The organism is Arthrobacter sp. TE26545 (assembly GCF_056279005.1).
Genome location: NZ_JBWBQM010000001.1, coordinates 257,071 through 283,759, shown reverse-complemented (window position 1 = coordinate 283,759; position 26,689 = coordinate 257,071). Strand labels below are relative to the sequence as shown.

Here is a 26,689-nt window from a genome sequence, read left to right as displayed (position 1 = left end):
CGGGTTCAGCGATCTAGGGCGTAACGCAGTTCCACCAGGCCTTGGTCGTAAGGGGCCGCACCCAGGAAGCGCATGGCCCTGGCATCCATGTCCGTGGGGAAGACGCCACGGCCGGAGCCCTGCGCCACAGGCATCACCACCAGCCTCACGGCATCCACTTCCCCGGCCTTGAAGAATGCCTCGCTGAGGCTCAGGCTCCCCCACAGGACCACGTCTCCCTGGCTTTCGGCCTTGATCCGGCGGATCGCTTCGACCGCGTCGCCGGACTCGATCGTCGCTGCCGGGTAGTCGCCCCATGGCGCTTCGGTGAGGGTCTTCGAAAACACGTGCCGGCGCAGTCCATTCAACGCCGGCGCGATCGCATCCTGGGCGGATGCCTCCGTCGGCCAGTATTCGACAAACATCCAGTAGGTGTTCGCTCCCAGCACCATGGTCTCGACCGAACTGAGCCATTCCAGCTGGCTTTGCTCAAATTCCGCAGTGCCGCCGTCGAGCAACTCGTAGGCTTTGAACTCGTTGTTCCGGTCCGCGGCGAAGCCATCCGCGGTGACAAACTGCTGGACTACCAGCTGCCCCATGGTTTTCCCTCCCGCACGCAGCGTCCGGCTACGGGCAGGTGGGACTCTACGCTCGGCATCGCGGGCGGACAAGGGTGGGCGGGAGACACGTTCCGGCGGTGTAGCGGGCAAGCGATGCGGGACCCATACAATCTCTCGCATGACATTTGAGCGCACGGAGATCGATGGTGTCCCCGTCTTCTGGGTCGCGGGGCCTGAACCGCTGACCGCCCACCTTGTTTTCCGCGTCGGAGTCCGGGACGAAACGTTCATGACCACGGGCATCACGCATTTGGTGGAGCACCTGACCATGTCCGCAATCCAGGGTCCGCGGCACGGCAGGAATGCCAGTGTGGAGCCGAGTTTCACCTCCTTCATGGTCACCGGCAAACCGCATGTCGTAACAGCGTTTATCGCCGATGTCTGCACGAAGCTTGGCTCTCCTGAACTGGACCGGCTGCCGGTCGAAAAGAAGATCCTCAACGCCGAGGGCGGCATGTCCGCCGGACCCGTTGAGGCCGCACATGTGCGCTACCGGTATGGACTCAAGTCCGTAGGTCTCGTCGGAGTCGTCCCCCCGGCGCTCAACGCCATCACGGAGAACCAAGTGCAGGAGCACCTCAGGAGCTATTTCACGGCAGGCAACGCTGCGCTCGTCCTCAGCGGACCGCCACCCGAAGGACTCCGTCTCCCGCTTCCCCAGGGTCCTCGGCGCCCGCTTGCCACCCAGGACCGCATGGACCTGCCACTGCCCATGTGGTTCGAACAACCCGCTCCGCTGCTCGGGGTGTCGTTCGAGATTTCCGCGGCGACGGATGATGAACGGGAAGCGGCCTGCGCGATGGCACAAATTGTCTGCGAACGTGCCCACGACGAGCTGCGGCAGAAGCACGGATGGATCTACGACATCGACTTCACTCCTGTGTTCCACAAAGACGGCACCGGCATCATGTGCTTCGAAGCGGATCCGCCGCCGGAACACCTCGAGGAAACCCGTTTGGGCCTGCTCAGGATTCTCCGGGAACTGCGGAGCCATGGACCGACCCAGGCGGAGCTGGACGCCGTTGCCGAAAGCTGGGACGGCTACGAAACGGATCCTGAGGGAAGGTTCGACGCCGTGATCGGTGCGGCCCGCTACCACCTGATCGATGAACCGGCCCTCGACCCGGCCGGAAGACTCAGCCTGGTCAGGAGCCTGACGCCGTCACAGTGCCAGGAAGCATTGGACAAGCTTGATCAGTCCCTGTTGGTCGGTGTTCCCGAGGGTGTCTGGCTCCAAGACGAAGGCCTCAACACCGAACAGGAAAGGCAACATGCGCCGCTCCGGGGGCAGGTGTACCGGCGGAGCATCCGCGGCACGATCGCCGGGCTTCCCAGCAGCGCCCAGCTCGTCGTCGGGGATGAAGGGATCAGCCTCAACGAGGGAAACACGTGCACGATCCGGTGGGAGGATGTCGTCGGCGTGCAGCGGTTCCCGGACGGGATGCTGCTTGTCATCGCGGCCGATGGTTACCAGCTGCCGATCCGCCCGGCATGGTACGCAAAAGGCAAGGAAGCCGCGCAGCATGTGCAAATGAAACTCGGCGAGCACATGATCTTCGACGAGGAGCCTGTTCCGGTGCAGTGACTGCCGATGATCCTGCAGATCAGGCGGATCTTAGACCCGCCAAGTCACGTGATCTGCGGGATCAATCGGCGGCTTCACGGCGCCGGGCCAGCGAAACGTACCAGCCGAGCACAAAGGCAAACGCGGCCGCGGCGAGCAACGGAATCAGCCACGATGTGAAGGGCGTTCCCCGGGACAGAAAAGCCAAACCAAGCAATACCACGGATGCCACCCCGAGGAAGGACGATTCGGTCTTGGTACCCAGGCGGCCGGCGCCGTCGTGCTTTCGTCCCCAGCGGTCCAGCAGGAAAACGACAATCAGCAGTGCGGCTCCGCCACCCCACAACGCGGGCCCGGTGGCCAAACCGGCAAGGAACACGGCAGCCGCAAGAAAGCCTCCAAGGCCGCACCAATATGCAACCGTCCGGGTGAGCTTCAATTTCCCACCGCCATGAGGCCTGCCGACGGTTCCATCTCGCGGAGGCCACAGTTGTCGGTCCGCTCCCAGCAAATGTCTTGGGCGTCTTTGAAACTGAAGCCTGTCACCCGCCATTCGGGTTTCTTGGTGATCGGCCTGACCAGTCCATTGAGTCCCTGGACGTGCTCCGGAAATGCCCACCTGTAGCTGTCCCCGGTCTCCGCCGCAAAATAGTCGCCGGGCGGAAGGACATGGAGCTGAAGCCGCGGCCGGGTCTTCCCGGCAGAGTCGTTGCTCTCCACCTTCAGATCGTAGATAGGCGCTTCTGAAGCATTGCGGATGACAAGGCCGTTGCTGCGAATGCCTCCGTCGAAATGCACCGCGCACCAGGCAGCGACCCTGGCGGCCTGTTCCCGGCGTCGGGCGTCTTCCGTCCTTTTGTCCCGACCGCTTTCAATCCCATAAAGCCTGCTCGCGGTGTATCCCGCCCAGCCTGCGGCAATCAGCGCAAGAAGTGACGTAAACGCAGAAATCCACTCAGGCATAGTTCCCCCAAGAACTCCGTTGACTTATGAATTGCTTACAGCACCGCAGTCTTCGGAACCCCGGCGGCCCGAGTCAAGTCAATTACCGCCCCTTGAACTCCGGGGCCCTCTTTTCCGTGAACGCGGCCATGCCTTCCTTCTGGTCCTCGCTGGCGAACAGGGAGTGGAACACGCGGCGTTCGAACACCACTCCCTGCGCCAGCCCCATCTCGAAGGCGGCGTTCACTGCCTCCTTGGCCAGCATGGCGGCCGGCTTTGACTTGGACGCGATCAGTTCGGCGGCCTTCAGCGCCTCGTCGACCACGACGGCGGCCGGCACCACGCGCGCCACCAACCCGGAACGCTCGGCTTCTTCGGCGTCGATGAACCGACCGGTCAGTACCATGTCCATGGCCTTGGCTTTCCCGACGGCACGGGTGAGCCGCTGCGAGCCGCCCATGCCCGGGATGACCCCGAGGTTGATTTCGGGCTGGCCGAACTTGGCGTTGTCCCCGGCGATGATGAAGTCGCACATCATGGCCAGTTCGCAGCCGCCGCCCAGGGCGAAGCCGGAGACGGCGGCGATGATCGGAATCCGCAGGCGGGTGAGGTTTTCCCAGCCGCGGAACCAGTCCTCGACGTACATCTCGAGGTAGCCCTTGGAAGCCATCTCCTTGATGTCGGCACCGGCGGCGAAGGCCTTCTCGGAGCCCGTGATCACCACTGCTCCTACGGCCGGGTCCGAGTCCATGGCGGTCACCGCGGCAACGAGTTCCTCCATGGTGGCCTTGTTCAGTGCGTTCAACGCCTGTGGCCGGTTCAGGGTCACCAGCCCCACCCGCCCTCGGATTTCCACCAGGATGTTCCCGTTTTGCTGCGCCAAGCCGTTCCCCTTTGCTTTCAATACCGGTTCAGTTGCCACCAAGGCTACTTGCCGGACTTGTCCCTGATGTCCGTGATGATCCCGGAGAAGTCCCGCGCAGCGCCGCCTTCCGCGGCAAAGGCGTCGTAGATCTTCGAGGCCAGGTGCCCCATCTGCCCGTCGACGCCGGTGCTCTCCAAGGCGTTTACCGCGAGCCTGAGGTCCTTGGCCATGAGCGCCCCGGCGAACCCGGGCTGGTAGTCCCGGTTGGCGGGGCTGGTGGGCACCGGCCCGGGAACGGGACAGTTAGTGGTCAGGGCCCAGCATTGGCCGGAGGCGTTGGAGGCGACGTCGAACAGGGCCTGGTGCGTCAGCCCCAGCTTCTCGCCGAGCACGAAGGCCTCGCTCACCGCGATCATCGAAACCCCGAGGATCATGTTGTTGCAGACCTTGGCGGCCTGCCCCGCCCCGTGATCGCCGCAGTGCACGATCCTCTTGCCCATGTGTTCCAGGATCGGTTTCACCGTGTCGAAGTCCGCCGGGAGCGCCCCCACCATGAACGTCAAAGTTCCGGCCTCGGCACCCACCACGCCGCCGGATACCGGGGCGTCCACGGAGCGGTGCCCGGCCTCGACCGCGATGGCCGCCGCTTCCCTGGCTTCGTCCACGTTGATGGTGGAGCAGTCCAGGAACAGGGTGTCCGGGGCGGCGACGGCCAGCAGCCCGGGCCCGCCGTCCACGCCCCGGTACGCGTCCAGCACATGCTTGCCGCTGGGCAGCATGGTCAGCACCACGGCCGCACCGGCAGCAGCTTCGGCGGCGGAATCCACCATCGGCACGCCGTGCGCCTTCGCCGCTTCCACCGCGGCGGGCACGGGATCGAAGCCCACCACCGTATGGCCCGCCTTGATGAGGTTCACCGCCATCGGCCCGCCCATGTGGCCCAGGCCCAGGAAGGCGATGGTTCCGGTGCTTGCGTTCTCAGACATGGTCGGACTCCTTCGGATCGAGTGTGAGTTCCTGCACCGTTGACCTGTTCGAAGCGTCAAGCGGTTCGAAATAGCGTTCGACGGCGGCCCGTTCCACTTCCGCCAGCGTGGCCGGATTCCACCGCGGATTGCGGTCCTTGTCCACCACCTGCGCCCGGATTCCCTCCCGGAAATCGGCACCGGCCAGGCAATGCACGCCTACCCGGAACTCCTGGGCGAGTGCCTCCTCCAGGGAACGCCCGCGTACGCGGCGCAACGATTCCAAGGTGACCTTCACGGACGTGGGTGACTTCTCTTCGATGGTGTCCGCAGCCGCTGCGGCTTCGCCGCCCGCTGCCCGCAGGCGGCGCACGATCTCCTCCGCGTTGTCCGAAGAGTACGCGGGGTCGATCCACTCCCGCTGCCCCGCCAGCGCCGATGCCGGCGGCACCTGTGCGAAACGCGCGACGGCGTCATCCGGCGTCGAGCTTTCCAGTGCTGCCTTTTCCAGTGCTGCTGCGAGCGCGGCGAGCTCGCCGGACGGTACGAACGAGTCGGCCAGCCCCAGGTACAGGGCGTCGGCCCCGGTCAGGTGAGCGCCGGTGAGCGCGGCATGGGTTCCGGCCTCGCCGGGCGACCTTGAAAGCAGGAGCGTCCCGCCGACGTCGGGCACAAAACCGATGGTGGTTTCCGGCATGCCGGTGCGGGTCCGCTCGGTGACGATGCGGTGCGAGCCGTGCGCGGACACCCCGACGCCGCCGCCCAGGACCAGCCCGTCCATGAAAGCGACGTAGGGCTTCGGATACCGGGAGATCAGCTCATTGAGCCGGTACTCGTCCCGCCAGAAGTCGGCGGTGGCGTGGCCGCCGTCGAGCATGTCCTGGTAGATCGCCACGATGTCGCCGCCGGCGCACAGGCCCCGCTCCCCCGCGCCTTGCACCAGGACTGCTGCCACGGAATCGTCAGCGGCCCAGGCCGTGAGCTGCTCCAGCATGGCCAGCACCATGCCGTGGTTCAGCGCGTTGACGGCCTTGGGCCGGTTCAGGGTAACGACGCCGAGCTGGCCGCGCTGCTCGAAAAGGACCTCCGGTTCGGCCCCCATCAGCTGCCCGCCGGCATCACGAAGCTGGCGCCTTGGCGGACCCCGGAGGGCCAGCGCGTGGTGACGGTCTTGGTCTTGGTGTAGAAGCGGAAGGCATCCGCGCCGTGCTGGTTGAGGTCGCCGAAGCCGGACGCCTTCCAGCCGCCGAAGGTGTAGTACGCGATCGGCACGGGGATGGGGACGTTGACGCCCACCATGCCGACTTCCACGCGGCTCGCGAAGTCGCGGGCGGCGTCGCCGTCGCGGGTGAAGATCGCGACGCCGTTGCCGTACTCGTGCTCGGAGCAGAGCCGGAGGGCTTCGTCGTAGTCCGCCGCGCGCAGCACGCTCAGCACCGGGCCGAAGATTTCCTCCCGGTAGATGGACATGTCCTTGGTGACGTTGTCGAAGAGCGTGGGGCCCACCCAGAAGCCGCCGGGGTAGCCGTCCACTGTGAGGCCGCGGCCGTCCGCGAGGAGGGTGGCGCCGGCGTCGACGCCCGCCTGGATGTAGCCTTCGATCCGTTCCTTGGCCGAGGCCGCCACCACGGGGCCGAAGTCCACGCCGTCCGCCATCCCGGGGCCGACTTTGAGGTCCTTGATGCGTTCCTGCAGTTTGCTCACGAGGGCGTTGGCCGTCTCCTCACCCACCGGGACCGCCACGGAAATGGCCATGCACCGCTCGCCGGCAGATCCGTACCCGGAGCCGATCAAGGCATCCGCGGCCATGTCCAGGTCCGCGTCCGGCATGATCACCATGTGGTTCTTGGCGCCGCCGAAGCACTGTGCCCGCTTTCCATGGGCCGCGGCGGTGGCGTAGATGTACTGGGCGATCGGGGTGGACCCGACGAAGCCGATGGCCTTGACCCGCGGGTCTTCAAGCAGGGCGTCCACGGCTTCCTTGTCCCCGTTGACCACGTTGAAGACGCCGTTGGGCACGCCGGCCTCGTTGTAGAGCTCGGCCAGGCGCAGCGGCACGGAGGGGTCACGTTCGGAGGGCTTCAGGATGAAGGCGTTGCCGGCGGCGAGCGCGGGCCCGGACTTCCACAGCGGGATCATGGCCGGGAAGTTGAACGGGGTGATCCCCGCGACGACGCCGAGGGGCTGGCGCAGCGAGTGCACGTCTATCCCCTGCCCGGCGCTGTCCGAGAACTCGCCCTTAAGCAGGTGCGGGGCGCCGGCTGCGAACTCCACCACTTCGATGCCGCGCTGGATGTCGCCCTTCGCGTCGAGGAAGGTCTTGCCGTGTTCGGAAGAGAGCAGGGCTGCCAGCTCGTCCATGTGTTCGTTGACCAGATCCACGAACTTCAGCAGGATCCGACCCCGGCGCTGCGGGTTCATGGCGGCCCATTCGAGCTGGGCCTTCTCGGCGTTGGCCACCGCCTCCTGGACCTCGGCCTTGCTGGCCAGCGGAAGCCTGGCTTGGACCTCGCCGGTGCTGGGATCGTAGACGTCGCTGAAGCGGCCGGATGTGCCGTCCACCCTCTGGCCGTCGATGTAGTGGGAAAGTTCGCGGACCATCAGAATGCTCCTTCGCATTGCCGGAAAGGACTGCCGGAAGACCGTGCCGCGGCCGCGCTGAACCACGGATTTCGGCCGTGGATTTCGGCGCGGCTGGCCATCTGGTCCCGAATATACTCGGACTTCCTACTATTTTCCAGAGTGGTGCAGCTCACGGACGAGCTCTGCCGGACAAGTCCCCTGCGCTGCTGGACAAAGCCCGCGGAAGGCGGCGCCCCTAGTCTGAATCGCATCCCGAGCGAAAGGACTGGCACGCATGTCCGAACACCACGCCGATCTCCTGCTGGCCGATCTCCTTTTGGTGAATGGCGTCATCGACACCCTGGACCCCGCCGGCACCCGGACGTCCGCCCTGGCCGTCAAGGCGGGCAAGGTCCTGGCGATTGGCGCGGAAGCCGACGCGAGCCGCGGACCGGACACCGCCGTCGTCGACCTCCAGGGCGCCTATGTGATGCCGGGGCTGTTGGACGTCCACAACCATCACATGCTCGCCGGACAGATGGATCTGTTCGAACTGGACGCCCCGCCGTCGCAGTCCCTGGAGCAGTTCCTCGCCTCCATCGGCGACCACGCCGGCACGCTCGGCCCCGACGAATGGATCACCGGCGGCAGCTGGGGCTCCGGGCTGCTGGCCGAACTCAACACCCCCGACGCGCTGCGGCGCCTCGACGAGGCGGCAGGCGGGCGCCCGGCCCTGCTCAAGGACGACAGCAAGCACAACCGCTGGGCCAACTCCCGCGCGCTGGAACTCGCCGGGATCACCGACTCCACGCCGGATCCCGACGGCGGCCAGATCCTCCGCGACGCCGCCGGCCGCGCCACCGGGGTGCTGATCGAGGCCGGCGGGGTGCTGCTTGAACAGACCCTCGCCCGGCTGCAGCCGATGGCCCCGGAAAGGCTGGCCCGCGCGGCGGAACGCGGCATCGAGCTCCTGCACTCCTACGGCGTCACCGGTTTCCAGGACGCCGCGGCCTCCCTGCAGCTGCTGGAAGCCCTCAAGCAACTCGACGACGACGGCCGCCTCCACGCCTGGGTGGTCACCTCCATGCAGGCCAACGACTTCATCTTCGGCACCACTCCCCTGGGCGAAGGGATCATCTCCGAACGGGACGCGCTGCGCAGCGAACACCACCGGCCGGACTTCATCAAGATCTTCCTGGACGGCGTGCCGCCGGCGGGCACGGGCGCCTTCCTGGAGCCGTACCTGCCCGAAGCGGGGTTCCCGGAATGCCACTGCGGGAGCGCGACGATGGGTCCGGAAGAACTCGAAGGCTGGCTGCTCCGCACGGCCGAGCGGGGCATTTCCGCGAAAATCCACTGCACGGGCGACGCCTCCGTGCGGCTCGCCCTGGACACCATCGCTACGGTCCGGGCCGCCGGGCACACGGACACCAAGTACCACATCGCCCACGGCCAGTTCGTGCACCCGGACGATTACGGGCGCTTCGCCGAGCTGGACGTCACCGCGGACATCTCGCCCTCGCTCTGGTTCCCGGGAGTCATCTCCGAGGCCATCGCCACCGTGCTGCCGCCCGAACGCGCCTCCAAGATGCAGCCCAACCGAATCCTGCTCGACGCCGGCGCACGGCTGGCCGGCGGATCCGACTGGCCGGTCAGCGTCTCACCCAACGCCTGGGAAGGGATCTACGGCCTGGTGACCCGGAAGGATCCCAGCGGCACCTTCCCGGGAAGCCTGTGGCCGGAGCAGGCCATCACGCTCGACGAGGCGATCGCCGTCTACACCACGGCCTGCGCCGAGGCGATGGGGATCGACGACGTCGCCGGCTCGCTGGTCCCCGGCAAATCCGCGGACTTCATCGTCCTGAGCGAAAACCCGCATGAAACCGGCATCGAAAAGATCCCGTCCATCCACGCCCGCCAGACCTGGTTCGCCGGCCTGAAGGTTTACGACGCCGAATCCTGAGCGGCAACATCCCCCAACTGATTCCCTGCCAACGGAAGGGCAGCCATGACAAGCCTCCTCAATACCGCTGTGCCCACCAGGGCATCCGACCGCGGAACCTACACCTACGTGGCCGTCTACAGCGCGGTCCTGTACACGGTCCTGCTGATCGCCCCTGTGGTCGCCGGCAAGCTGATCCAGCAGTTCGGGCTCACCCCGGTCCAGCTGGGCGGCCTGTTCTCGCTCGAACTCGGCGCTTTCAGCCTGGCCACCGTGCCGGCGTACCTGTGGCTGCGGCGCATGAACCTGCGCACCGCGTCCTACCTGTTCACCGCCGTCGTGATCGCCGGCAACGTGCTCTCCGGATTCGTGGACAGCTTCCCGCTCCTGGTGGCCGTCCGCTTCGTCACCTCGCTGGCCGCCGGCTCGATCACGGTGATCCTGCTGACCCTCAGCGGCAAGACCTCCAATCCGAGCCGGGCCTTCGGGATCTTCGTGGTCTTCCAGCTGGCCATGGGTGCCCTGATCCTGGCGATCTTCCCGGCCCTGTTCGCCGGGGCCGGGGTTTCGGCGATCTACTGGACGCTGGCCGGGCTCGGCGTCGCCTGCCTCCTGGTGGTGAACCGGATCGACGGCGAGGTGCTGCGCCGCGAAGTGCCCGCGGCGGCCGCAGCACGCACCAAGGTTCCGCTCGGCAGGTTCGCGGCCGGCCTCGCCGCCGTCTTCCTCTTCTACGTGGCACTCAGCGGCGTGTGGTCCTTCATGGCCCAGATTTCCGCGGCCGCCGGGACCGAACTTTCCGCGACGAGCCTGGTGCTGTCCGTCGCCACCGTCGCCGGAATCGCCTCCGCGCTCGTGGCCACGCTCCTGGGGGACACCCCGCGCCGCCGCCTCTACCTCATCGCCGGCTACCTGGCCATGGCCCTCAGCGTCGCCCTGCTGTTCGGCGCTCCCGGACTCATCCAGTTCGCGGTTGCGGCGGTGATCTTCAAGTTCGCGTGGACGTTCATCCTGCCGTACCTGCTGTCCACCCTGTCCGATCTGTCCGGCGGCGGCCACGTCATGAACACCACCAACCTCATGATCGGTGGCGGCTTCGCGGTCGGCCCGGTGCTCAGCGGCACCCTCATCCAGTCCAGCGGCGGTTCGTTCACCGGGATGCTGGCCCTGTCCCTGGCCGGGGTGCTCGCGTCCTTCGCCTGCGTGCTGCTGGTGCAGAAGCGCCGGGCCTGAGTTTCCGGCGCCCTTCCTGACCTCCTTTGAAGACACAATTGGGGCAGCACACCGTAGCTATAGGTGTGCCGCCCCGGTTTCATGGGCAAAGAAGGTCAGGAACGAGGCCTCCAAGCCGAGCTTGTTCACGTGGTCTTAGAAATACGGCTTCGTGACCAGCTCCAGCGCGTGGCCCGAGGGGTCCTTGAAGTAGACCCCTCGGCCCCCGTGTTCGCTGTTCGTTTCGCCCGGCCGGGTCATTTGGGGATCGGCCCAGTGCTCGACGCCGGTACTCACCAGCCGCTCATAGGCGCGGCCAAAGTGGGCCTCGTCCACCAGGAACGCGTAGTGCTGCATTTGGATATCCACCGGAGGCTCGGCGAATTGAAGCATCACCCCTCCGGCCAGCGAGACGTTGATGAACGGCCCCCAGCTTGGGGCCTCCTCGGCTTCGAGGATTGCGCGATAGAACTCAGCGGAAACCTTGCGATCGAGAGAGGCGATGATGGTGTGGTTGAAAAGTGCGGGCATGCATAACTCCTTGGATGTGGTTCATTTCGATGGGCAGAAATTCATCGATCCACAGGAGGTGCGCGCGGGGCGCAAGCGCACACAGCGCATGCACGCGTCAGAGGTCGGCCGGGTAGCCGATCCGTGCAGGGCCGAAGCCCGATCCGGTCATCACGCCCGCCAGTCTAGCTTGGATGCGCCTGGACTGAACCTACCCATCCAATCAGGTGCCCTGCAGCTTCGCGGTCATGCGGTGCGCCTCCTCGAGCAGCAGCTTCCCGAGGAACTCCTGGCGGTCGGGCCTGAACCGCGGCTCGATGCCCGTCAAGGAGAGCGCCCAGGCCGGCCGCCCCTGCCGGTCAAAGACCGCGGCACCCATCCCCCAGCTTCCTTCGAGGACCAGGCCGGGGTTCACCGAATAGCCCGCCAGACGGGTCCGCTCCAGGTTGTCCCGCACCAGTTCTGCAGGATGCCCAACGGCGAACCCGCCGGCGTGCGCCGCCCAGTCACCGAGCAGGGCCTCCTGTTCCTCCTCCGGCAGGAACGCCATGATCGCCGTCCCGGCCGACGCAACGCCCAAGGGAAAGCGCACACCTTCGTGCAGCACGAAGGACCGCACAGGAAACGAGCCTTCTTCGCGGAGCACGCAGACCGTTTCATCGCCCCGCCGGATCGAGAAGAACGCGCTCTCCCCCGTTTCGGCGGCGAGCCGGCGCAAGGAGGGGCGTGCGATGTCTTCCATGGGAAACCGCGCAGCCGCCACGGAACCCAGCAGGAAGATCTCGGGACCCAGGACCCATTTTCCGGTCCCGGCGTCGTGTTCCAGCAGGCCTTCCGCGGCAAGGGAGCTCAGCAGCCGGTGGACGGTGGGCCGGGTCAGCCCGGACTCGCGCACCAGGCCCGGCAGCGAGGTGCCCCCGGGCTTGCGGCCCACAAGCCGCAACAGCGCGGCCACACGGCCCACCACCTGCGCTCCCTGCACCGGAGTTCCGTGCGCCGCCATGATGCCTCCCGTTGAAAATAATCCACAATATGGACAGCCGTCAGCCTACCGTCCACACCATGAGCCGCCAAGCCTTCATCGCATTGACCCTCCCTATGACAAAACCTAGGCTCGCATATCAGTACCGCGAGTCCACAAAGTGGATAGGTCCAGGATTCAATAGCTCGAAGAGGAGTGCCCGATGTCGAAAATCCACGCGACCGCAGCCCAAGCGTTACAGGACCTGATGGCAGACGGCCTGACGATCGCCGTCGGGGGCTTTGGCCTCAGCGGCATCCCCGCAGACCTGATCGACGCCGTCCGGGAGTCGGGCGCCAAGGACCTCACTATCGTCTCGAACAACATGGGCGTGGACGGCAAGGGCCTGGGCGTGCTGATCGAAGCGGGCCAGGTCCGGAAAGTCATTGCGTCCTACGTGGGCGAGAACAAGCTCTTCGCCCAGCAGTACCTGGCGGGCCAGCTCGAGGTCGAGTTCACCCCGCAGGGGACGCTCGCCGAGCGCCTACGGGCCGGCGGCGCCGGCATCCCCGCGTTCTACACGCGGACGGGTGTGGGAACCCTGGTTGCCGAAGGCAAGCCGCTGGAAGAGTTCGACGGCGTCACGTACGTCCGCGAGCGCGCCATCCGGGCCGACGTCGCGCTCGTCCACGCCCACACCGCGGACACGGACGGCAACCTGAACTACCGCTACACCGCCCGCAATTTCAACCCGGTGGTGGCGACGGCGGGCGCCGTGACCATCGCCGAGGCCGAAGCGATCGTCCAGCCGGGCGAGCTGGATCCAAACCACATCGTCACTCCCGGCGTGTACGTGCAACGGCTGGTGCAGGCGAGGGAGCGGGTCAAGGACATCGAACAGCGCACGGTCCGGCCCCGGTGCGAAGAACAGCGCATCGAAGCACTGGCCATCTAAAGAGAACCGAGGAGCACAACCATGGCATGGACACGGGACGAAATGGCCGCCATCGCGGCCAGTGAACTGAACGACGGCGACTACGTCAACCTCGGCATCGGCATCCCCACGCTGGTGGCCAACAACCTGCCCGACGGCGTGCGGGTGGTCCTCCAAAGCGAGAACGGCCTGCTCGGCATGGGCCCGTTCCCCTTCGAGGGCGAGGAAGATGCCGACCTCATCAACGCCGGCAAGCAGACCGTCACCATCAACGCCGGCGGCAGCATCTTCGACTCCGCCACCTCCTTCGGCATGATCCGCGGGGGCCACGTCAAAGTGGCCATCCTGGGAGCCATGCAGGTCTCCGGCAACGGCGACCTCGCCAACTGGACCATCCCCGGAAAGATGGTCAAGGGCATGGGCGGCGCCATGGACCTGGTGGCCGGAACGCCGCGCGTGGTGGTCCTCACCGAGCACAACGCCAAGGACGGCTCGGCCAAGATCGTCACCGAATGCACCCTGCCGCTGACGGGGCCCAGCTGCGTTGACCGGATTATCACCGACCTCGCCGTGTTCGACCTCGAAAAAGCGGACGACGGCGGCGCGCGGCTGCTGCTGGTCCGCCTCGCCCCGGGCGTCACCGTGGCAGAGATCCGTGGTAGGACGGAGGCCGACTTCGTCGTGGCACTCGAATCCACGGAACACCTCGAAGGAACCGTGTTGGAGGTGGCAGGCGCATGAGTTTGAAAGAGCAGTTCGGCAAGGACATCCTGCTCACCGGGTGGGGCCACAGCAAGTTCGGCAAGCTGATCGACGACACCCTCGAATCGCTGATCGTCCAGGTGGCCGGCGAAGCCATCCACAGCTCGGGGCTGGACCCGCGGGACATCGACGAGATCTACCTCGGCCAGTTCAACTCCGGCATGCAGCCCCTGGGCTTCACGTCGTCGCTGGCGCTGCAGTTGTCCGAAGACCTGGCCAACGTGCCGGCGACACGCACGGAAAACGCCTGCGCTTCCGGTTCGGCTGCCTTCCAGCAGGGCGTCAAGGCGGTGCTGGCCGGCACGGCCCGGAACGTCCTGGTGATCGGTGCAGAGAAGATGACCGACGCCGGAGCGGACGTGGTGGGGGCGGCGCTCCTGGGCGCGTCGTACGAGATGGCCGGAAAGTCGTCCACCACCGGTTTCACCGGCCTGTTCGCCGAGGTGGCCCGGCATTACGAGAAGCGCTACGGCGCAGGCATCGCAGGCCCCGGCTTCACCGCGGGCCTCGGCGACGTCCTCGGTTCCATCGCCGCCAAGAACCACAGCAACGGCATGGATAACCCCTACGCCCAGATGCACCGGGACTTCGGCGAGGAGTTCTGCCGCACCATCTCCGAGAAGAACCCCATGGTGGCCGAACCCCTGCGCCGCACGGACTGTTCACCGGTCTCGGACGGGGCTGCAGCCGTCGTGATCTCAACGTCGGCAACTGGCGGCGCGACGGTGCCGGTTCGCCTGGCCGGATTCGGCCACGCGAACGACTTCTTCCCGGCCGAGAAGCGCGACCCCACCGAATTCGCGGCCACCCGCGCCTCGTGGGAGCGTGCGCTGGGCATGGCGGGCGTCAGCATCGACGGGCTGGACTTCGCCGAAGTGCACGACTGCTTCACCATCGCCGAGCTCATCATGTACGAGGCCATGGGCCTGACTCCGCGCGGCGACGGTTCACGTGCCATCCAGGAAGGCTGGGTGTACAAGGACGGCAGGCTGCCCATCAACGTGTCCGGCGGCCTCAAGGCCAAAGGCCACCCCGTCGGCGCCACCGGGGTGTCGCAGCATGTCATAGCGGCAATGCAGCTCAGCGGCACCGCGGGCGCCATGCAGCTGCCAAACGCCCGGCGCGGCGCCGTCCAGAACATGGGCGGCGTGGGCATCGCTAATTACGTCAGCGTGCTGGAAACCGTCTAGCGGTTCCGGATCAGCGCCGCGATCTCCGCGAAGCCCAGGCGCTCCGCGTTCTGCAGGGCGGTGCGGCCCTGGGGGTCGCGGATGTCCGGGCTGGCGCCGGCCTCCAGCAGCAGCCGCACCGCTTCCTGCTGGCGCGGCCCGCCGTTGTTCAGCAGGATGGCTTCCTGCATGGCGGTCCAGCCAAGCTTGTTCACGTGGTCCACGGGAACACCGGCGGCGATGAGGATCTTGATTGTCTCCACATGCCCGTGCTCGCTGGCCGGAATCAGCGCCGTGCCGCCGTAGCGGTTGGTGGCCTTCACGTCCGCGCCGGCCTCGATGGTCAGCTTCAGGACTTCGTTGGAGCCTTCCGCCCCGGCGTACAGGAAGGCCGAATCCTGGATGTCGTCCTTGGCGTTGACGTCCCCGCCGGCCGCGATCAGCTTCCTGACCTGGACTGGATCGTTGGCTTTGGCTGCGCGGATAAGCTGCCGGTCGGTCTCCATCTGGGCCTCCTTGCCGAGGGTCGGCTTGGTAGCTGGAGCAGCCAACGACGGCGGTGCCCCCTCGGATGCCGACGGCACCGGGACGCTTGCCGCCGTCGTGCTTGCCGCCGTCGGGCTCGCGGCGCTTTCCGGAACGGACGGCTGGCCGCCCGCGCACGCGGCCAGGAAAAGTATCAAGCACGCGGCCGGAGCTCCCTTGAAGAAGCTCCGGCCGCCGTTGAAAACAGGCATGGCCTACTGGGCCAGGATGGCTTCTGCGCCGGCCGTTGCGCAGGCCTCGTCGAGGGCGCCGTCCGGGGCGCCGCCGACGCCGATGCCGGCCACGGACACGCCGTTGACCTTCAGCGGGACGCCGCCGGCGAGGAAGAGGGTGCCGGGGAGGTCGGCGATGGAGGGCTTGCCGTTGCCGCTGATGCGGCCGTTGAGTTCGCTGGTGGGGGCGCCGAACGCGGCGGCGGTGTAGGCCTTCTGCTTGGAGGCCTCGATGGTGTGCTCGGCGGCGTTGTCGCCGCGCAGCACGGCTTGGACGGTGCCGAAGCGGTCAACCACGGAGACGGTGACGAAGGGGAGCTTGTCTGCGGCGCACTTGGCGAGGGCGGCCTGGACCGCCTTGGCGGAGGCGGTGGCGGAGATGCGGTTCTGGGCCACCGTGCTGCCTTCGCCGGCGGGGACGTCGACGGCGGGAACAGCCGCGGGAGCCTGGGCGGCAGCCGGTGCCGCGGCAGGAGCGATCTGACCGGCGTTGGCGGCGACCGTGATGCCGCCGGTGAGGATGAGCGCTGCGGCTGCTGCGGAGAGGGTCTTGATGTTGGTCTTGCTGAGCGCCATGGTGACACCTTTCTGGGGGCTTCGCCGGCGTTCCTGCCGGGCTCTTGGTATCCATGCTCCCCGGGAAGGATCCGCAGCACATCGGCACTTCAGCGCGTGCTGCCTCCTGCTTTTGGCTAGCCGTCTCAGCCAAAAGTATGAGAGCCCTTGAACTGCGCGGAATCCGGCCGGTCCGCAGTCCGGCGCAGTGCAATACTTGCGCCATGACCACAGCAGAAGCCCGGCCGGAACGGGAACGGCAGTTGAATTTCGCCGTTCATTGCGGTTTCGCCGTGCTGATCACGGCCTCGCTCATCCGTTATGTGTTCCGGCACGGTCCTGACGAAAACACCCTGGTGCTGGTGCTGGCCGGGCTCCTGTGCGGCCTCTATGTGGCGGCAGTGCGATCACACGGACCCGCCCGCACCGTGGCCACCTGGGTCCTTGTCGCTGTATGGACGGTGCTGGTGGTCCTCGCGCCGAGCTTCGCGTGGTGTGCCTTCGCGGTGTTCTTCGTGTGCCGCTCCGGGGTGCCTGCCCGGCAGGCGGCTGCCGCGACGGCGGTCACGGCCCTGGGCACCGCTGCCGGGCTGTTCAAACTGAGCGATTTCACGGACGTTGCGGCGCTGCTCGGTCCGCTTGCCGCGGCCCTCGTGCTCACCTTGGTGTACGAGCGCCTGGAAGGGGCACTTGCCCGCCAGGCCGCCCTGAATGACGAGCTCCGCGAAGCCCAGGCCCAGGCCGTGGCCGCCGAACGCGCCGCCGGAACCATGGCCGAGCGCGAGCGCGTGGCCCGCGAAATCCATGACACCGTCACCCAGGGCCTGGCCAGCACCGTGCTTCTCCTGGAGGCCGCTGACCGCAGGGAAGGCCTGAGCCCCGAAGTCCGACAGGCCGCCGAGCAACTGCGCCTCAACCTCGCCGAAACCCGTGGCCTCGTCCATGAGCTCGCCACCGCCGATGCCCCCGAAGAGCCGCTCGACACTGCCCTGGCCAGGGCGGTACGCAAGCATGTCGCCGGGATGCGGGTCGCCGTCGTCGGGCAGCCCCGGGACCTTCCCGCGGAGGTGCGCCATGCCCTGCTACGGATCGCGCAAAGCGCCGCCGCGAACGTGCAGCAGCACGCGCGGGCGCAGACGGCGAGCGTCACCCTGGGATTCCTGCCGGACTCCGTGACGCTGGACATCTACGACGACGGCCTGGGCTTCGTGCCGGACGCCACCGCCGGGCACACCCGGGAAGGCGGCTACGGCCTCCGGGCGATGCGGCAGCGGGTGGAGCAGCTGGGCGGCACCTTCGCCGTGGAGTCCGCGCCCGGTGAGGGTACGGTGATCGGGGTGGAGATCCCGATCTACCCCGCCGATCCCGGGGAACCCGGGCAGTCCGCGCCAGGGCAGTCCGCGCCAGGCGCCGAAGGAGGCCAGCTATGATCACCGTGCTTCTGGTGGACGACCACCTGGTGGTGCGCAGCGGGCTGCGGGCCCTGCTCAGCACGCAGCCCGACGTCGACGTGGTGGCCGAGGCGTCCACGGGCGAGGACGGGGTGGCCGCGGTTCTGGAACACGAGCCCGACGTGGTGCTCATGGACTTGTCGATGGGACCCGGAATCGACGGCATCGAGGCCATCCGCCAGATCCGCGCGGCCCGGCCCAAACAAGCAGTGCTGGTGTTCACCACCTATGACTCGGATGCCGACATCGTGCGCGTCGTCGACGCCGGGGCCATGGGCTACCTGCTCAAGGACGCCGCCCCGGACGAAATCTTCACCGCCGTCCGCGGGGCCTCACGCGGGCAAAGCCACATGAGCGCGCCCGTGGCCAGCCGGCTGTTCCAGCAAATGCGCAATCCCGACGAAGCCCTCACGCCGCGCGAGGCCGAACTGCTGATCCTGCTCACCGAAGGCCTCTCCAACAAGGAACTGGGGCGCAAGTTATTCATTTCCGAGGCCACGGTGAAATCGCACCTGGCCCACATCTACGCCAAGCTCGGGGTGGATTCCCGCGCGGCGGCCATCGCCAAGGCCCTGCGTCGGGAGGGCATGCGGTAGGGGTTCGAGGGCCAACTGACTCGCAGTTGTTGTCGTTTTGAGCGCCCAAAACGACAACAACTGCGAGTTACTTGGGGCTTACCAGTGCGCGCGCCAGTACTGCGGCGCAAACGGGGTCTTCTCCACGGCCTCGCCGAGTTCGCGGGCGGCCAAGGCGGCCCAGTTCGGCTCACGCAGGGCCACGCGGGCGATCGACACCCCGTCCGCCTGGCCGTTAACCAGCACCTGTTCCGCCTGCTGCGCTGTGGTGATCATCCCGACGGCGGTCACGAAGGCGTCGTTCTCCACGCTCCGTTCTTGCGCATCGGCGGCCAGTGCCTTCTTCACCTCGTCCGCCAGCGCGATCTGGTAGCCCGGTCCCACCGGCCCGCGGTAGGCGCCGATCCCGCCGCTGGAGAGATCGAACACTGTCACGCCAAGCGAGCGGAGTTCCACGGCCAGCCGCGCGGTCTCCTCGATGGTCCAGCCGCCGTCCACCCAGTCCGAGCCGGAGAAGCGCACGCCCAGCGGCTTCTCCGCCGGCCACACGGCGCGGACCGCGGCAACCACTTCGCGCAAGTACCGGGTGCGGCCCTCATAGGAGCCCCCGTACCCATCACCGCGCGTGTTCGTCAGCGGGGACAGGAATTGGTGGATCAGGTAGCCGTGGGCCGCGTGGATCTGGATGAAGTCGAAGCCCGCCTCGTCGGCGCGCCGGGCGGCAGCCGCCCAAGCCTGGACGGATTCGGCGATCTCCTCCGCGGAAAGCGGCCGCGGCTCGGCCAGGCCATGCGCAGAGGTGCCCGACGGCGCAACGGTGACCCAGCCGCCGTCGCCGGCCGGAACGGAACCGGTGAGTCCCTGCGAGACGAAGCGCGGCACGTTGCCGTAGGTGGAGGCCTTGGCGCCGGCGTGTGCCAGCTGCACGCCGGCGGCGGCGCCCTGGCTCCTGATGAAGTCGGTGATCGGCCTGAAGGCCGCCGCCTGCTCGTCGTTCCAGAGTCCCAGGTCCTCGGGCGAGATGCGGCCTTCCGGCACCACGGCGGTCGCTTCCGCGATCACCATGCCGAACCCGCCCGCTGCCCGCGCCCCGAGATGGACGAGATGCCAGGGGGTCGGGACGCCGTCGCGCGCGTCGACGGAGTACATGCACATCGGGGCGAGGAAGGTCCGGTTGCGCAGCGCGAGCTGGCCGGATGGGGCGGAAAGGACGGCTTCGGAGAAAAGTGTGCTCACGTCAGTGGGCAACCGGGAGGGGCCAAAAGGTATTCCGGGACAACGAACAACCCGCCACCCAAGTTCGGTAAGTTAGTGCCTGTGAAGATTGCAACCTGGAACGTGAACTCCCTCCGCGCCCGCGCCGACCGGGTGGAGGCCTGGCTTCAGCGCAGCGATTGCGACGTCCTGGCCATCCAGGAAACGAAGTGCAAGGACGACAACTTTCCCTGGGAGCTGTTCGAACGCATGGGCTACGAGGTGGCGCACTTCGGGCTGAGCCAGTGGAACGGCGTCGCGATCGCCTCCCGCGTGGGGCTCGACGACGTCGAACGCACCTTCCTCGACCAGCCCGCCTTCGGCAAGGCCGGCAAGGACCCGGTCCAGGAAGCACGTGCCATCGCCGCGAGCTGCAACGGCATCCGGGTCTGGAGCCTCTACGTACCCAACGGCCGCTCCCTGGATGACGAGCACATGCCCTACAAGCTCAAGTGGCTGGACACGCTGAAGGGCCACGCCGCCGGCTGGGTCACCGGGAACCCGGAAAGCCAGATCGCGCTGATGGGCGACTGGAACATCGCCCCAACGGACGACGACGTCTGGGACATCGACTTCTTCCGCGCCAACGCCATGACCCACGTCAGCGAACCGGAGCGTGCCGCGTTCCACGCCTTCGAGGCCGCGGGCTTCACCGACGTCGTCCGCCCGTACACCCCGGGCCCCGGCGTCTACACGTACTGGGACTACACCCAGCTGCGCTTCCCCAAGAAGGAAGGCATGCGGATCGACTTCGTCCTGGCCTCCCCCGCGCTGGCGGCCCGCGTCACCGGCGCGCACATCGACCGTGAAGAGCGCAAGGGCAAGGGCGCCTCGGACCACGCACCGGTGATCGTGGAGCTCGCGGACTAGCCGGAAACGCGGACCGGGCGGATTCACGAGGGCAGGGCAGGCAAACAGGTGAAGGAGGCGGGGCTGCAATGAGCGAAGACTTCTACCGCGGCCAGGCAGGGCTCCCCTTTTCCTCTGCGCTGCGCATCTACGAACCGCTTGAGGCGTTCCCCGAGCGCCAGCGCGAGCAGCTCGAAGCCGGCGGCACCCGCGCAGGTTCCCGGGCCGCCGTCGAGCACGCCGAACTCCTCGCTTCGCTGGGCAGGGTCACCCGCCCCGGCGGCGATCCCTTCCCCACCGGCCGCACGGACCTCGTCCGGGTGACGCGTGCCCCTGCGGAAGGCGGAAAGCACGACGCCGGCCGCCTCCTTTACTGCCCCAGCCAGCTGGTGATCCGCGCTGGACTGGCGGCGAACGCCTTGATGGAAGGCATCCACGGTTCCCTTGCGGAGCTGCTCATACCGGTGGACCAGAGGGAGAAGCACCAGCTCCGGATCGATCGGATCAATGCCGGCCATGACTCCAAGCGCGTGCACACGCGGGCCTCTACGTGGGGCATCCCGTTCAGCTGGTTCTCCCTGTTCCAGGAGGCTGACCGCAAAGAGGTGGTTGAGGGCAACGGACGCATCCTGACCGTCCGGGTGTGGGTTCCGCTGACCGAGGCCCTTGAGCGTGCACGCTTCGCGGTGGCCAACCTGGCTCTTGCGGCGCCGGACCTGGACATGCTGGACGACCTCACGCAGCTCACCGAATGGCTCGAGATGTTCCACGTGGATTCCATGGTGGAGCTGGACTACGGCGCCGTGGCGGACAAGGTCTACCCGGACGAATCGCCGCTGGATGTGCGGCTGGGCATCGAGTGCCTGGCCGAGGGCGACATGACCGGGGCGGCCGCGGCATACCGGCGGCTCGCGTCGCGCTGGATCCCGATCCGGCAGCTCGCCCGCGCCTCCTAGGGCCCTACGGACGTTCACCGGACGCCCATTCGGTCTTGTGTGCTGCGCCGGGTCCACGGCGGAGCCGTCCCGGTGGAAAGCGCCGGCTTCGAAAGCAACGTCAGCCAGCGGGCCGCCAGCAACCTCGGGGAAAAGCGGCGGAGGCGACGCCGAGAGTTCGGACCGGATCCCCAAATTCCTGCTGCCGGTGGTCCACCACCGGCTTGCCCACGGCGGGGAGGTGCGCCGTTCCGCCCTGGTGGTCGCGGCTTGGGCGCGCTACGCCGAGGGTGCGGATGAGCAGGGGCAGCCTATCGACGTCGTCGACCAACGCCGGGACGAGGTCATGGAACGGGCGCGGAAGACCCGCACGGAACCTTTGCCCGCGCCACGCTGGAGCGCTGGGCTGCAATCGTTCCATACGGGGGCTGACCACTGATGCCCGGCCTGTGGCGGACCAGGCAGCCTTTGCCGCAAGCCCGCTAGCAGACAAACTCCAGGCACCGGCACAACCGTCTGGTTCAGGCCGCGGGCGGGGCCGTCGTCTCCCGCGCGATCAGGTGGTGCTCGGCGGTGACCGAGTGGATGGCCCCGGACTTCCCGGCGAGTTCCTGGAGGAGCATGCGGGTGCCCAGTTGCGCCTGTTCGAGGGGGCTTTGGGCAATGGTGGTCAGGCCCATGGCCTCGGAGAATTCATGGTTGTCGATGCCGATGATCGAGAGGTCCTCGGGCACCCGCACGCCACGCCGCCGGGCCTGAAGCATCGCGCCGATTGCCATTTCGTCCGAGGCGCAGAACAGGGCGGTCGGCTTCGGCCCGGGCTTGGACCAGAGTTCGTCAAAGGCGGCCTGCCCGCTGCTGACAGTGAAGTTGCCGAAGATGTCCCACTCGGGCGGCAGCGTGCAGCCGGCCTCCTTCATGGCCTTCATGAAGCCGTCCACCCGGAGGCGGGGAACGGCAAAGTTGAGGTCGGAGTCGTCCTGCCCGTGGAGCAGCGCAATCGCACGGTGACCCAGCCTCAGCAGGTGTTCCGTGGCTTCCACGGAGGCCGCGAAATCGTTGATCCCGATGCTGGGGCAGGACTCCACGGGTCCGCCGACCACTACCAAGGGGACGTCGATCCGCTGGAGGTCGTCCACCTCTTCCGGGGTGAGGGACATGCACAGGACCAGCAGGGCGTCGATCTGTTTGTGGACCATGGTCTTGCTGAAGAGGCGCTCCCGGCTGCCGCTTTGCCCGCCTAGGTTGAAGAGGGAAAGGTTGTAGCCGTTGGCGTGCAGCTCACGGTCTACGCCTTCGATGGCCTTGAAGAAGAACCAGCGGTCGACGTAGGGAGCCAGCACGCCCACGGTGCGGGTCCGTCCGGTAGCCAAGCCGGACGCCGACGAGGAGGCGACATAGCCAAGCTCCCCTGCGATCCTGAGGATTTTCTCCCTGGTTGCTGCAGAGACGCGGGGCAATCCCCGCACGGCCCTGGAAACCGTGGCCGTCGAAACCCCGGCCGCCGCGGCGACGTCTTCGATGCTTGTCCCCGCATGCCCTCCGCGCTGGGACCGCTCGCTCGTCTTCGCCAATGAAACCCTCTCCTGAGACCGCACGGAGGCGGGAATTCCCTGCCGAGGGCTGGTATACAGTTTATCCCGCCGGCAGGTTTCCCTGGATTCCGTGCTTTTGTTACTGCTCCGCTAGTGGATCCGGCGCCCGGTCCGCGGGGGCAGCCGCCGACGCAGCCGCACCAGCCCCCACAGGGTCAGTACGGCGGCGAGAAGACCCAAGGCCCAGCCAAGTGCGGGCTGGGCGGTAAGCTCCATCCAGACCGTGGTCGCAAGCAGCACCAGGGTCCAGAAGCCGAGGAAACCGATCAGTATGTCCAGGTCTTCGGCCGAGCGGACCTTGCGCTGCGCATGGACGTCTTTGCCCGCGGGGCCTCCGACGGCGGGGCTGCCGCCGTCGGAAGCTGCGGGGTGGTGTCCGGAACGGCTCACTTGACCGCGCCCGCGGTAAGGCCGGCCACGATCTTGCGCTGGAAGATCAGCACCAGGATCACCAGCGGGATGGTCACGATGGTTCCGGCGGCCATGACGGCGGTGTACGGTTCCTGGTGCGGCTGGGCACCGGCGAAGGACGCGATGGCGACGGTGACCGTCTTGGTGGCGTCCACGGACAGCTGGCTGGCGATCAGGAATTCGTTCCAGGCCCCGATGAAGGTCAGGATCGCCGTTGTGAAGGTGGCCGGCGCCGCGAGGGGCAGGATGACCTTTCGGAAGGCCTGGCCCTGGGTGCAGCCGTCGATACGCGCCGATTCCTCGAGCTCCCACGGCATCTCCCGGAAGAAGGAGGTCAAGGTGTAGACCGCCAACGGCAGGGAGAAGGAGATGCTCGGGATGATCAGGGCCTGGTAGGTACCGAACCATCCGATGTTCGTGAACAGCTGGAACAGCGGGGTGATAAGGGCGACGCCGGGGAACATGGATGCGCCCAGGATGAACCCGAGTACCAGGCTCTTGCCGCTGAACCGCAGGCGGGCCAGCGCGTAGGCCGCGAAGACACCGACGATCAGCGAGATGATCGTGGTGACGCCCGCGACGATGAGGCTGTTGATCAGGTTCTGGGCGAAGTGGTTGCCCCGCGATTCATCGAACACCGTGGCGAAGTTGTCGAACGTCACGTGGGTGAAGAAGAACGTCGGGTCGAAGGTGTAGCCGACGTCGCGGAAGGCCGTGACGATCATCCAATAGAACGGTGCCAGGCACCAGATGAGGATGATCGCAGCCTGGATGTAGGTGCGCGCCGGCGCCCAATCGAAGGCGCGACGGGGGACGGGAACATCGGCGTGCCGGGCAGCAGTGGCGGTTGCGGTGCTCATGTCACTTCTTTCCGGTAGTTGCCGCGTCCACGGCGTTCGCGCCGAGGAAGCGGACGAAGATGAACGCGACGAGGAAGATCACGATGAAGGTGATCGTGGACAACGCCGAGGCATTGTTCAGGCCTTGCCTGATCTGGTCGACCACCAGGATCGAGAGCGTGGTGGTGTTGTTCGCACCGCCGGTCATGATCGCGGGCAGGTCGTACATGCGCAGCACGTCCAGCGTGCGGAACAGGATCGCGACCATCAGCGCGGGCTTGACCAGAGGGAGCGTGATCTGGGTGAAACGCTGCCAGGCCGAGGCGCCGTCGACCTTTGCCGCCTCGTAGACCTCGTCCGGGATCAGCTGGAGCCCGGCCAGGATCAGCAGGGCCATGAACGGGGTGGTCTTCCACACGTCCGAGATGATGATGGCCCATTTAGCCGGCCATTCGGAACCGGTCCAGAGGATCTGGGTGCCGAAGAGTGTGTTCACGATGCCTTCGAAGGCAAACATGAAGAAGAACAGCTTCGCGGTCACGGCGGTGGGGATGGCCCACGGCACCAGCACGGAGGCCCGGACCAGAGCCCGGCCGCGGAAGGCGCGGGACATGATGACGGCCATCCAGAAGCCGAGCACGGTCTCCATCGCGACCGTCACGATCGTGAAGAAGAACGTGGTGCTCATGGCGTCCCAGAACTGCGCACCAAGGGTGCCTGGCGGGCAGGGACCAAGCGCCGGGCCGGAACCACACTGCTGCAGCAGCCAGTGGGTGTAGTTCTCGAAGCCGGCGAAGCCGCCCTCGGTGAAGAAGCCGGTGGCCGGATCGAGGCCGGAGTCCTTCTGGAAGGACATGATGATGGCATTGATGATGGGGTAGATGATGACTACCCCGAGCAGGACGAGCGTTGGCAGTATCAGGGTGTAGGCCCAGCGGCCTTGGGTGACCTGGCGGCGGTCAGCGCTTTCCTTGCCCGGCATGTGGTGAGTGCCGGCCAACGTTTCCTTGGCACTGGTCGGCGTGGGGGCCTCAGTGGACATGATGACTCCTGTTCTCCCCTTCCTTGGGGAAGCCGGGGAACCGCCGCTGCGCGGCGGCTCCCCGGCGGGTAGAGGACCGCTACTTTGCAGCGTCGATTGCGGCCTGCATGTCCGCAATCGCCTGGTCTACGGATTTCTCACCCTTCAGTGCTGAGTAGGCGTTGTCCTGGACAGCCTTGGTGACACCCGGGTAGAACGGCGTCACCGGGCGCGGCACGGCGTTCTGGATGGAGGTCAGCAGGGTCGGCATGTACGGAGCCTTGGCAACGATCTCAGCATCGGTGTAGATGTTGGCCTTCACTGGTGCCAGGGAACCCTTCAGGGCGAAGAACTTCTGCTGTTCGTCCTCGGTGAGGAACTTGGCGAAGTCGAGGGCAGTGGCCTTGTACTTGGAGTAGACGCTCACGGCTGCACTGTGGCCACCGAGCGAGGAAGCACCGGGGCCGTCCTTGCCCGGGAGCGGAGCAACGGCGAAGCTGTCCTTCACCTTGGAGGAGCCGTCGGTCTTGGCCAGGTTGTACACGTACGGCCAGTTGCGGAGGAAGAGGAGCTTGCCGTCTTCGAATGCCTGACGGCCCTGTTCCTCCTGGAAGGTGATGCCTTCAGTGGGGATGTTGCCGTCCTTGTAGGCTTCGACCAGCTTGCCCAGGCCTTCCTTGGCTTCGGCCGAGTTAACCGTGGCCTTGCCGGCGTCATCCACGATCTTGCCGCCGAAGGTGTTGATTGCCTCGGCAGCGTTCACCGTGAGGCCCTCGTACTTCTGGAACTGGCCGGCGTAGCAGCCGATCTTGTTCGCCTTGGCGATGGAGCACATGGACATCATTTCGTCCCAGGTCTTGGGCGGGGTGGGGACGAGGTCCTTGCGGTAGTACAGCATGCCGCCGTCGGAGTGGGCCGGAACGGCGAACAGGGTGTTGTTGTAGGTTGCGGCCTTTACCGTGGCCGGCAGGAGTGCGGAGGTGTCAACGGCCATCTTGTCCTTGAGCGGCTGCAACCAGCCCTTCGCGGCAAACTCGGCGGTCCATACGACGTCCACGGTCACCAGGTCGTAGCCCGGGTCCTTGGACTGGAAGTGCTGCACGAGGTCGTCGTGCTGCTGGTCGGCCTTGTCGGTCTGTTCCTTCAGCGTGACCTTCTGGTCAGGGTGGGCGGCGTTCCAACGATCAACCGTGGGCTGCTGGACGGCTGCGTTGTCCTTGCCGGTGACGTAGGTGATCGGGCCGCGGCCGTCCAGGTTGGCAGCTGCATCGCCGCCGCCGCTCTGGGTTCCACCCCCGCCGCCACCGCCGCCACAAGCGGACAAAGAGATGGCGAGCACGCCGGCAACAGCGGCCGGAAGGAGGTACTTGCGAGTTTTCATTTCCGGGACTCCTCGATGAGTGAACCAGGTGGGTGCCGCGATGCGGCTATGTGATGTGGTGCTGCTCACACTAGCGAA

At 66.9% G+C, this 26,689-nt stretch carries 28 protein-coding genes; 11 read left to right on the top strand and 17 right to left on the bottom strand.

Annotated features, from left to right (window positions below):
• Nucleotides 1-5 precede the first annotated feature (5 nt).
• Complete coding sequence (locus ACZ9CK_RS01220) at nt 6-578, bottom strand: dihydrofolate reductase family protein (RefSeq protein WP_426301956.1); 573 nt, start codon at nt 576-578, stop codon at nt 6-8.
• A gap of 139 nt (nt 579-717) precedes the next feature.
• On the opposite strand from ACZ9CK_RS01220, the gene ACZ9CK_RS01215 reads away from it, so the two are divergent.
• A complete protein-coding gene (locus ACZ9CK_RS01215; RefSeq protein ID WP_426301955.1) occupies nt 718-2,184 on the top strand; it encodes an insulinase family protein in 1,467 nt (488 codons plus the stop codon).
• Nucleotides 2,185-2,245: 61 nt separating this feature from the next.
• Here the strand turns inward: ACZ9CK_RS01215 and ACZ9CK_RS01210 are convergent, their stop codons facing one another.
• The 6 genes from ACZ9CK_RS01210 to ACZ9CK_RS01185 form a co-directional block, all read right to left on the bottom strand.
• Nucleotides 2,246-2,527, bottom strand: coding sequence for a hypothetical protein (locus ACZ9CK_RS01210; protein WP_426301954.1), 282 nt, complete (start codon nt 2,525-2,527; stop codon nt 2,246-2,248).
• Between the two features lie 71 nt (nt 2,528-2,598).
• Nucleotides 2,599-3,126 (bottom strand): hypothetical protein, encoded by a 528-nt coding sequence (locus tag ACZ9CK_RS01205; RefSeq protein ID WP_426301953.1) that lies wholly within the window; start codon nt 3,124-3,126, stop codon nt 2,599-2,601.
• 82 nt (nt 3,127-3,208) lie between these two features.
• Nucleotides 3,209-3,988 carry an enoyl-CoA hydratase gene (locus ACZ9CK_RS01200; protein ID WP_476049000.1) on the bottom strand — a complete coding sequence of 260 codons (780 nt, stop codon included), beginning with the start codon at nt 3,986-3,988 and terminating at the stop codon, nt 3,209-3,211.
• A 44-nt stretch (nt 3,989-4,032) separates the two neighbouring features.
• Nucleotides 4,033-4,956, bottom strand: a complete 924-nt coding sequence (mmsB, locus tag ACZ9CK_RS01195; protein ID WP_426301951.1) for a 3-hydroxyisobutyrate dehydrogenase — start codon at nt 4,954-4,956, stop codon at nt 4,033-4,035.
• A complete protein-coding gene (locus ACZ9CK_RS01190) occupies nt 4,949-6,037 on the bottom strand; it encodes an enoyl-CoA hydratase/isomerase family protein (protein ID WP_476048999.1) in 1,089 nt (362 codons plus the stop codon). Before ACZ9CK_RS01190 ends, mmsB begins: the two co-directional genes overlap by 8 nt.
• Nucleotides 6,037-7,536 (bottom strand): CoA-acylating methylmalonate-semialdehyde dehydrogenase, encoded by a 1,500-nt coding sequence (locus ACZ9CK_RS01185; protein ID WP_426301949.1) that lies wholly within the window; start codon nt 7,534-7,536, stop codon nt 6,037-6,039. Before ACZ9CK_RS01185 ends, ACZ9CK_RS01190 begins: the two co-directional genes overlap by 1 nt.
• A 256-nt stretch (nt 7,537-7,792) precedes the next feature.
• On the opposite strand from ACZ9CK_RS01185, the gene ACZ9CK_RS01180 reads away from it, so the two are divergent.
• Both ACZ9CK_RS01180 and ACZ9CK_RS01175 read left to right on the top strand, forming a co-directional pair.
• Entirely contained in the window at nt 7,793-9,460 is a 1,668-nt protein-coding gene (locus tag ACZ9CK_RS01180; protein WP_476048998.1) for an amidohydrolase, read from the top strand.
• 45 nt (nt 9,461-9,505) lie between these two features.
• Nucleotides 9,506-10,672, top strand: coding sequence for an MFS transporter (locus tag ACZ9CK_RS01175; protein ID WP_426301947.1), 1,167 nt, complete (start codon nt 9,506-9,508; stop codon nt 10,670-10,672).
• A 135-nt stretch (nt 10,673-10,807) separates the two neighbouring features.
• Here the strand turns inward: ACZ9CK_RS01175 and ACZ9CK_RS01170 are convergent, their stop codons facing one another.
• Both ACZ9CK_RS01170 and ACZ9CK_RS01165 read right to left on the bottom strand, forming a co-directional pair.
• Nucleotides 10,808-11,182 (bottom strand): VOC family protein, encoded by a 375-nt coding sequence (locus tag ACZ9CK_RS01170; protein WP_476048997.1) that lies wholly within the window; start codon nt 11,180-11,182, stop codon nt 10,808-10,810.
• A gap of 202 nt (nt 11,183-11,384) precedes the next feature.
• Nucleotides 11,385-12,164, bottom strand: coding sequence for an IclR family transcriptional regulator (locus ACZ9CK_RS01165; RefSeq protein WP_476048996.1), 780 nt, complete (start codon nt 12,162-12,164; stop codon nt 11,385-11,387).
• 181 nt (nt 12,165-12,345) lie between these two features.
• Here ACZ9CK_RS01165 and ACZ9CK_RS01160 point away from each other — a divergent pair, with 181 nt between their 5' ends.
• The 3 genes from ACZ9CK_RS01160 to ACZ9CK_RS01150 are packed head-to-tail and all read left to right on the top strand — an operon-like array spanning nt 12,346 to nt 15,008.
• The gene (locus ACZ9CK_RS01160) at nt 12,346-13,077 is read left to right on the top strand and encodes a CoA transferase subunit A (RefSeq protein WP_476048995.1); all 732 of its coding nucleotides are present in this window, start codon (nt 12,346-12,348) and stop codon (nt 13,075-13,077) included.
• Nucleotides 13,078-13,098: 21 nt separating this feature from the next.
• Nucleotides 13,099-13,797, top strand: coding sequence for a 3-oxoacid CoA-transferase subunit B (locus tag ACZ9CK_RS01155; RefSeq protein WP_426301940.1), 699 nt, complete (start codon nt 13,099-13,101; stop codon nt 13,795-13,797).
• Nucleotides 13,794-15,008: an acetyl-CoA acetyltransferase gene (locus ACZ9CK_RS01150; RefSeq protein ID WP_476048994.1), complete on the top strand. Its 1,215-nt coding sequence runs from the start codon at nt 13,794-13,796 to the stop codon at nt 15,006-15,008. The genes ACZ9CK_RS01155 and ACZ9CK_RS01150 overlap by 4 nt, the downstream gene beginning before the upstream one ends.
• On the opposite strand, the gene ACZ9CK_RS01145 is transcribed toward ACZ9CK_RS01150, so the two are convergent.
• Nucleotides 15,005-15,724 carry an ankyrin repeat domain-containing protein gene (locus ACZ9CK_RS01145; protein WP_476048993.1) on the bottom strand — a complete coding sequence of 240 codons (720 nt, stop codon included), beginning with the start codon at nt 15,722-15,724 and terminating at the stop codon, nt 15,005-15,007. The two genes, ACZ9CK_RS01150 and ACZ9CK_RS01145, sit on opposite strands and share 4 nt — an antisense overlap.
• Nucleotides 15,725-15,727: 3 nt before the next feature.
• Nucleotides 15,728-16,321, bottom strand: coding sequence for a GlcG/HbpS family heme-binding protein (locus ACZ9CK_RS01140; RefSeq protein ID WP_426301934.1), 594 nt, complete (start codon nt 16,319-16,321; stop codon nt 15,728-15,730).
• Nucleotides 16,322-16,524: 203 nt separating this feature from the next.
• Here ACZ9CK_RS01140 and ACZ9CK_RS01135 point away from each other — a divergent pair, with 203 nt between their 5' ends.
• Both ACZ9CK_RS01135 and ACZ9CK_RS01130 read left to right on the top strand, forming a co-directional pair.
• Nucleotides 16,525-17,730 (top strand): sensor histidine kinase, encoded by a 1,206-nt coding sequence (locus ACZ9CK_RS01135; RefSeq protein ID WP_476048992.1) that lies wholly within the window; start codon nt 16,525-16,527, stop codon nt 17,728-17,730.
• Nucleotides 17,727-18,347: a response regulator gene (locus ACZ9CK_RS01130; protein WP_476048991.1), complete on the top strand. Its 621-nt coding sequence runs from the start codon at nt 17,727-17,729 to the stop codon at nt 18,345-18,347. The genes ACZ9CK_RS01135 and ACZ9CK_RS01130 overlap by 4 nt, the downstream gene beginning before the upstream one ends.
• 78 nt (nt 18,348-18,425) lie before the next feature.
• Here the strand turns inward: ACZ9CK_RS01130 and ACZ9CK_RS01125 are convergent, their stop codons facing one another.
• Entirely contained in the window at nt 18,426-19,562 is a 1,137-nt protein-coding gene (locus tag ACZ9CK_RS01125; protein ID WP_476048990.1) for an NADH:flavin oxidoreductase/NADH oxidase, read from the bottom strand.
• A gap of 81 nt (nt 19,563-19,643) precedes the next feature.
• Between ACZ9CK_RS01125 and ACZ9CK_RS01120 the strand changes: the two genes are divergently transcribed.
• From ACZ9CK_RS01120 to ACZ9CK_RS01110, 3 genes are all read left to right on the top strand, one after another.
• Entirely contained in the window at nt 19,644-20,450 is an 807-nt protein-coding gene (locus ACZ9CK_RS01120) for an exodeoxyribonuclease III (RefSeq protein WP_476048989.1), read from the top strand.
• Between the two features lie 68 nt (nt 20,451-20,518).
• Entirely contained in the window at nt 20,519-21,385 is an 867-nt protein-coding gene (locus ACZ9CK_RS01115) for a DUF8083 family protein (protein ID WP_426301924.1), read from the top strand.
• A 37-nt stretch (nt 21,386-21,422) separates the two neighbouring features.
• The gene (locus ACZ9CK_RS01110; protein ID WP_476048988.1) at nt 21,423-21,803 is read left to right on the top strand and encodes a mannitol dehydrogenase family protein; all 381 of its coding nucleotides are present in this window, start codon (nt 21,423-21,425) and stop codon (nt 21,801-21,803) included.
• 82 nt (nt 21,804-21,885) lie between these two features.
• Here ACZ9CK_RS01110 and ACZ9CK_RS01105 read toward each other — a convergent pair whose 3' ends face one another.
• The 5 genes from ACZ9CK_RS01105 to ACZ9CK_RS01085 all read right to left on the bottom strand — a co-directional run bounded on the left by ACZ9CK_RS01105 (nt 21,886) and on the right by ACZ9CK_RS01085 (nt 26,611).
• Entirely contained in the window at nt 21,886-22,938 is a 1,053-nt protein-coding gene (locus ACZ9CK_RS01105) for a LacI family DNA-binding transcriptional regulator (protein WP_426301920.1), read from the bottom strand.
• A gap of 111 nt (nt 22,939-23,049) precedes the next feature.
• Nucleotides 23,050-23,349 carry a hypothetical protein gene (locus tag ACZ9CK_RS01100; protein WP_476048987.1) on the bottom strand — a complete coding sequence of 100 codons (300 nt, stop codon included), beginning with the start codon at nt 23,347-23,349 and terminating at the stop codon, nt 23,050-23,052.
• A complete protein-coding gene (locus ACZ9CK_RS01095) occupies nt 23,346-24,230 on the bottom strand; it encodes a carbohydrate ABC transporter permease (protein WP_426301916.1) in 885 nt (294 codons plus the stop codon). Before ACZ9CK_RS01095 ends, ACZ9CK_RS01100 begins: the two co-directional genes overlap by 4 nt.
• A 1-nt stretch (nt 24,231) precedes the next feature.
• Nucleotides 24,232-25,251: a carbohydrate ABC transporter permease gene (locus tag ACZ9CK_RS01090; protein ID WP_426301914.1), complete on the bottom strand. Its 1,020-nt coding sequence runs from the start codon at nt 25,249-25,251 to the stop codon at nt 24,232-24,234.
• Nucleotides 25,252-25,330: 79 nt separating this feature from the next.
• Entirely contained in the window at nt 25,331-26,611 is a 1,281-nt protein-coding gene (locus ACZ9CK_RS01085) for an ABC transporter substrate-binding protein (RefSeq protein ID WP_426301912.1), read from the bottom strand.
• Nucleotides 26,612-26,689: the final 78 nt, after the last annotated feature.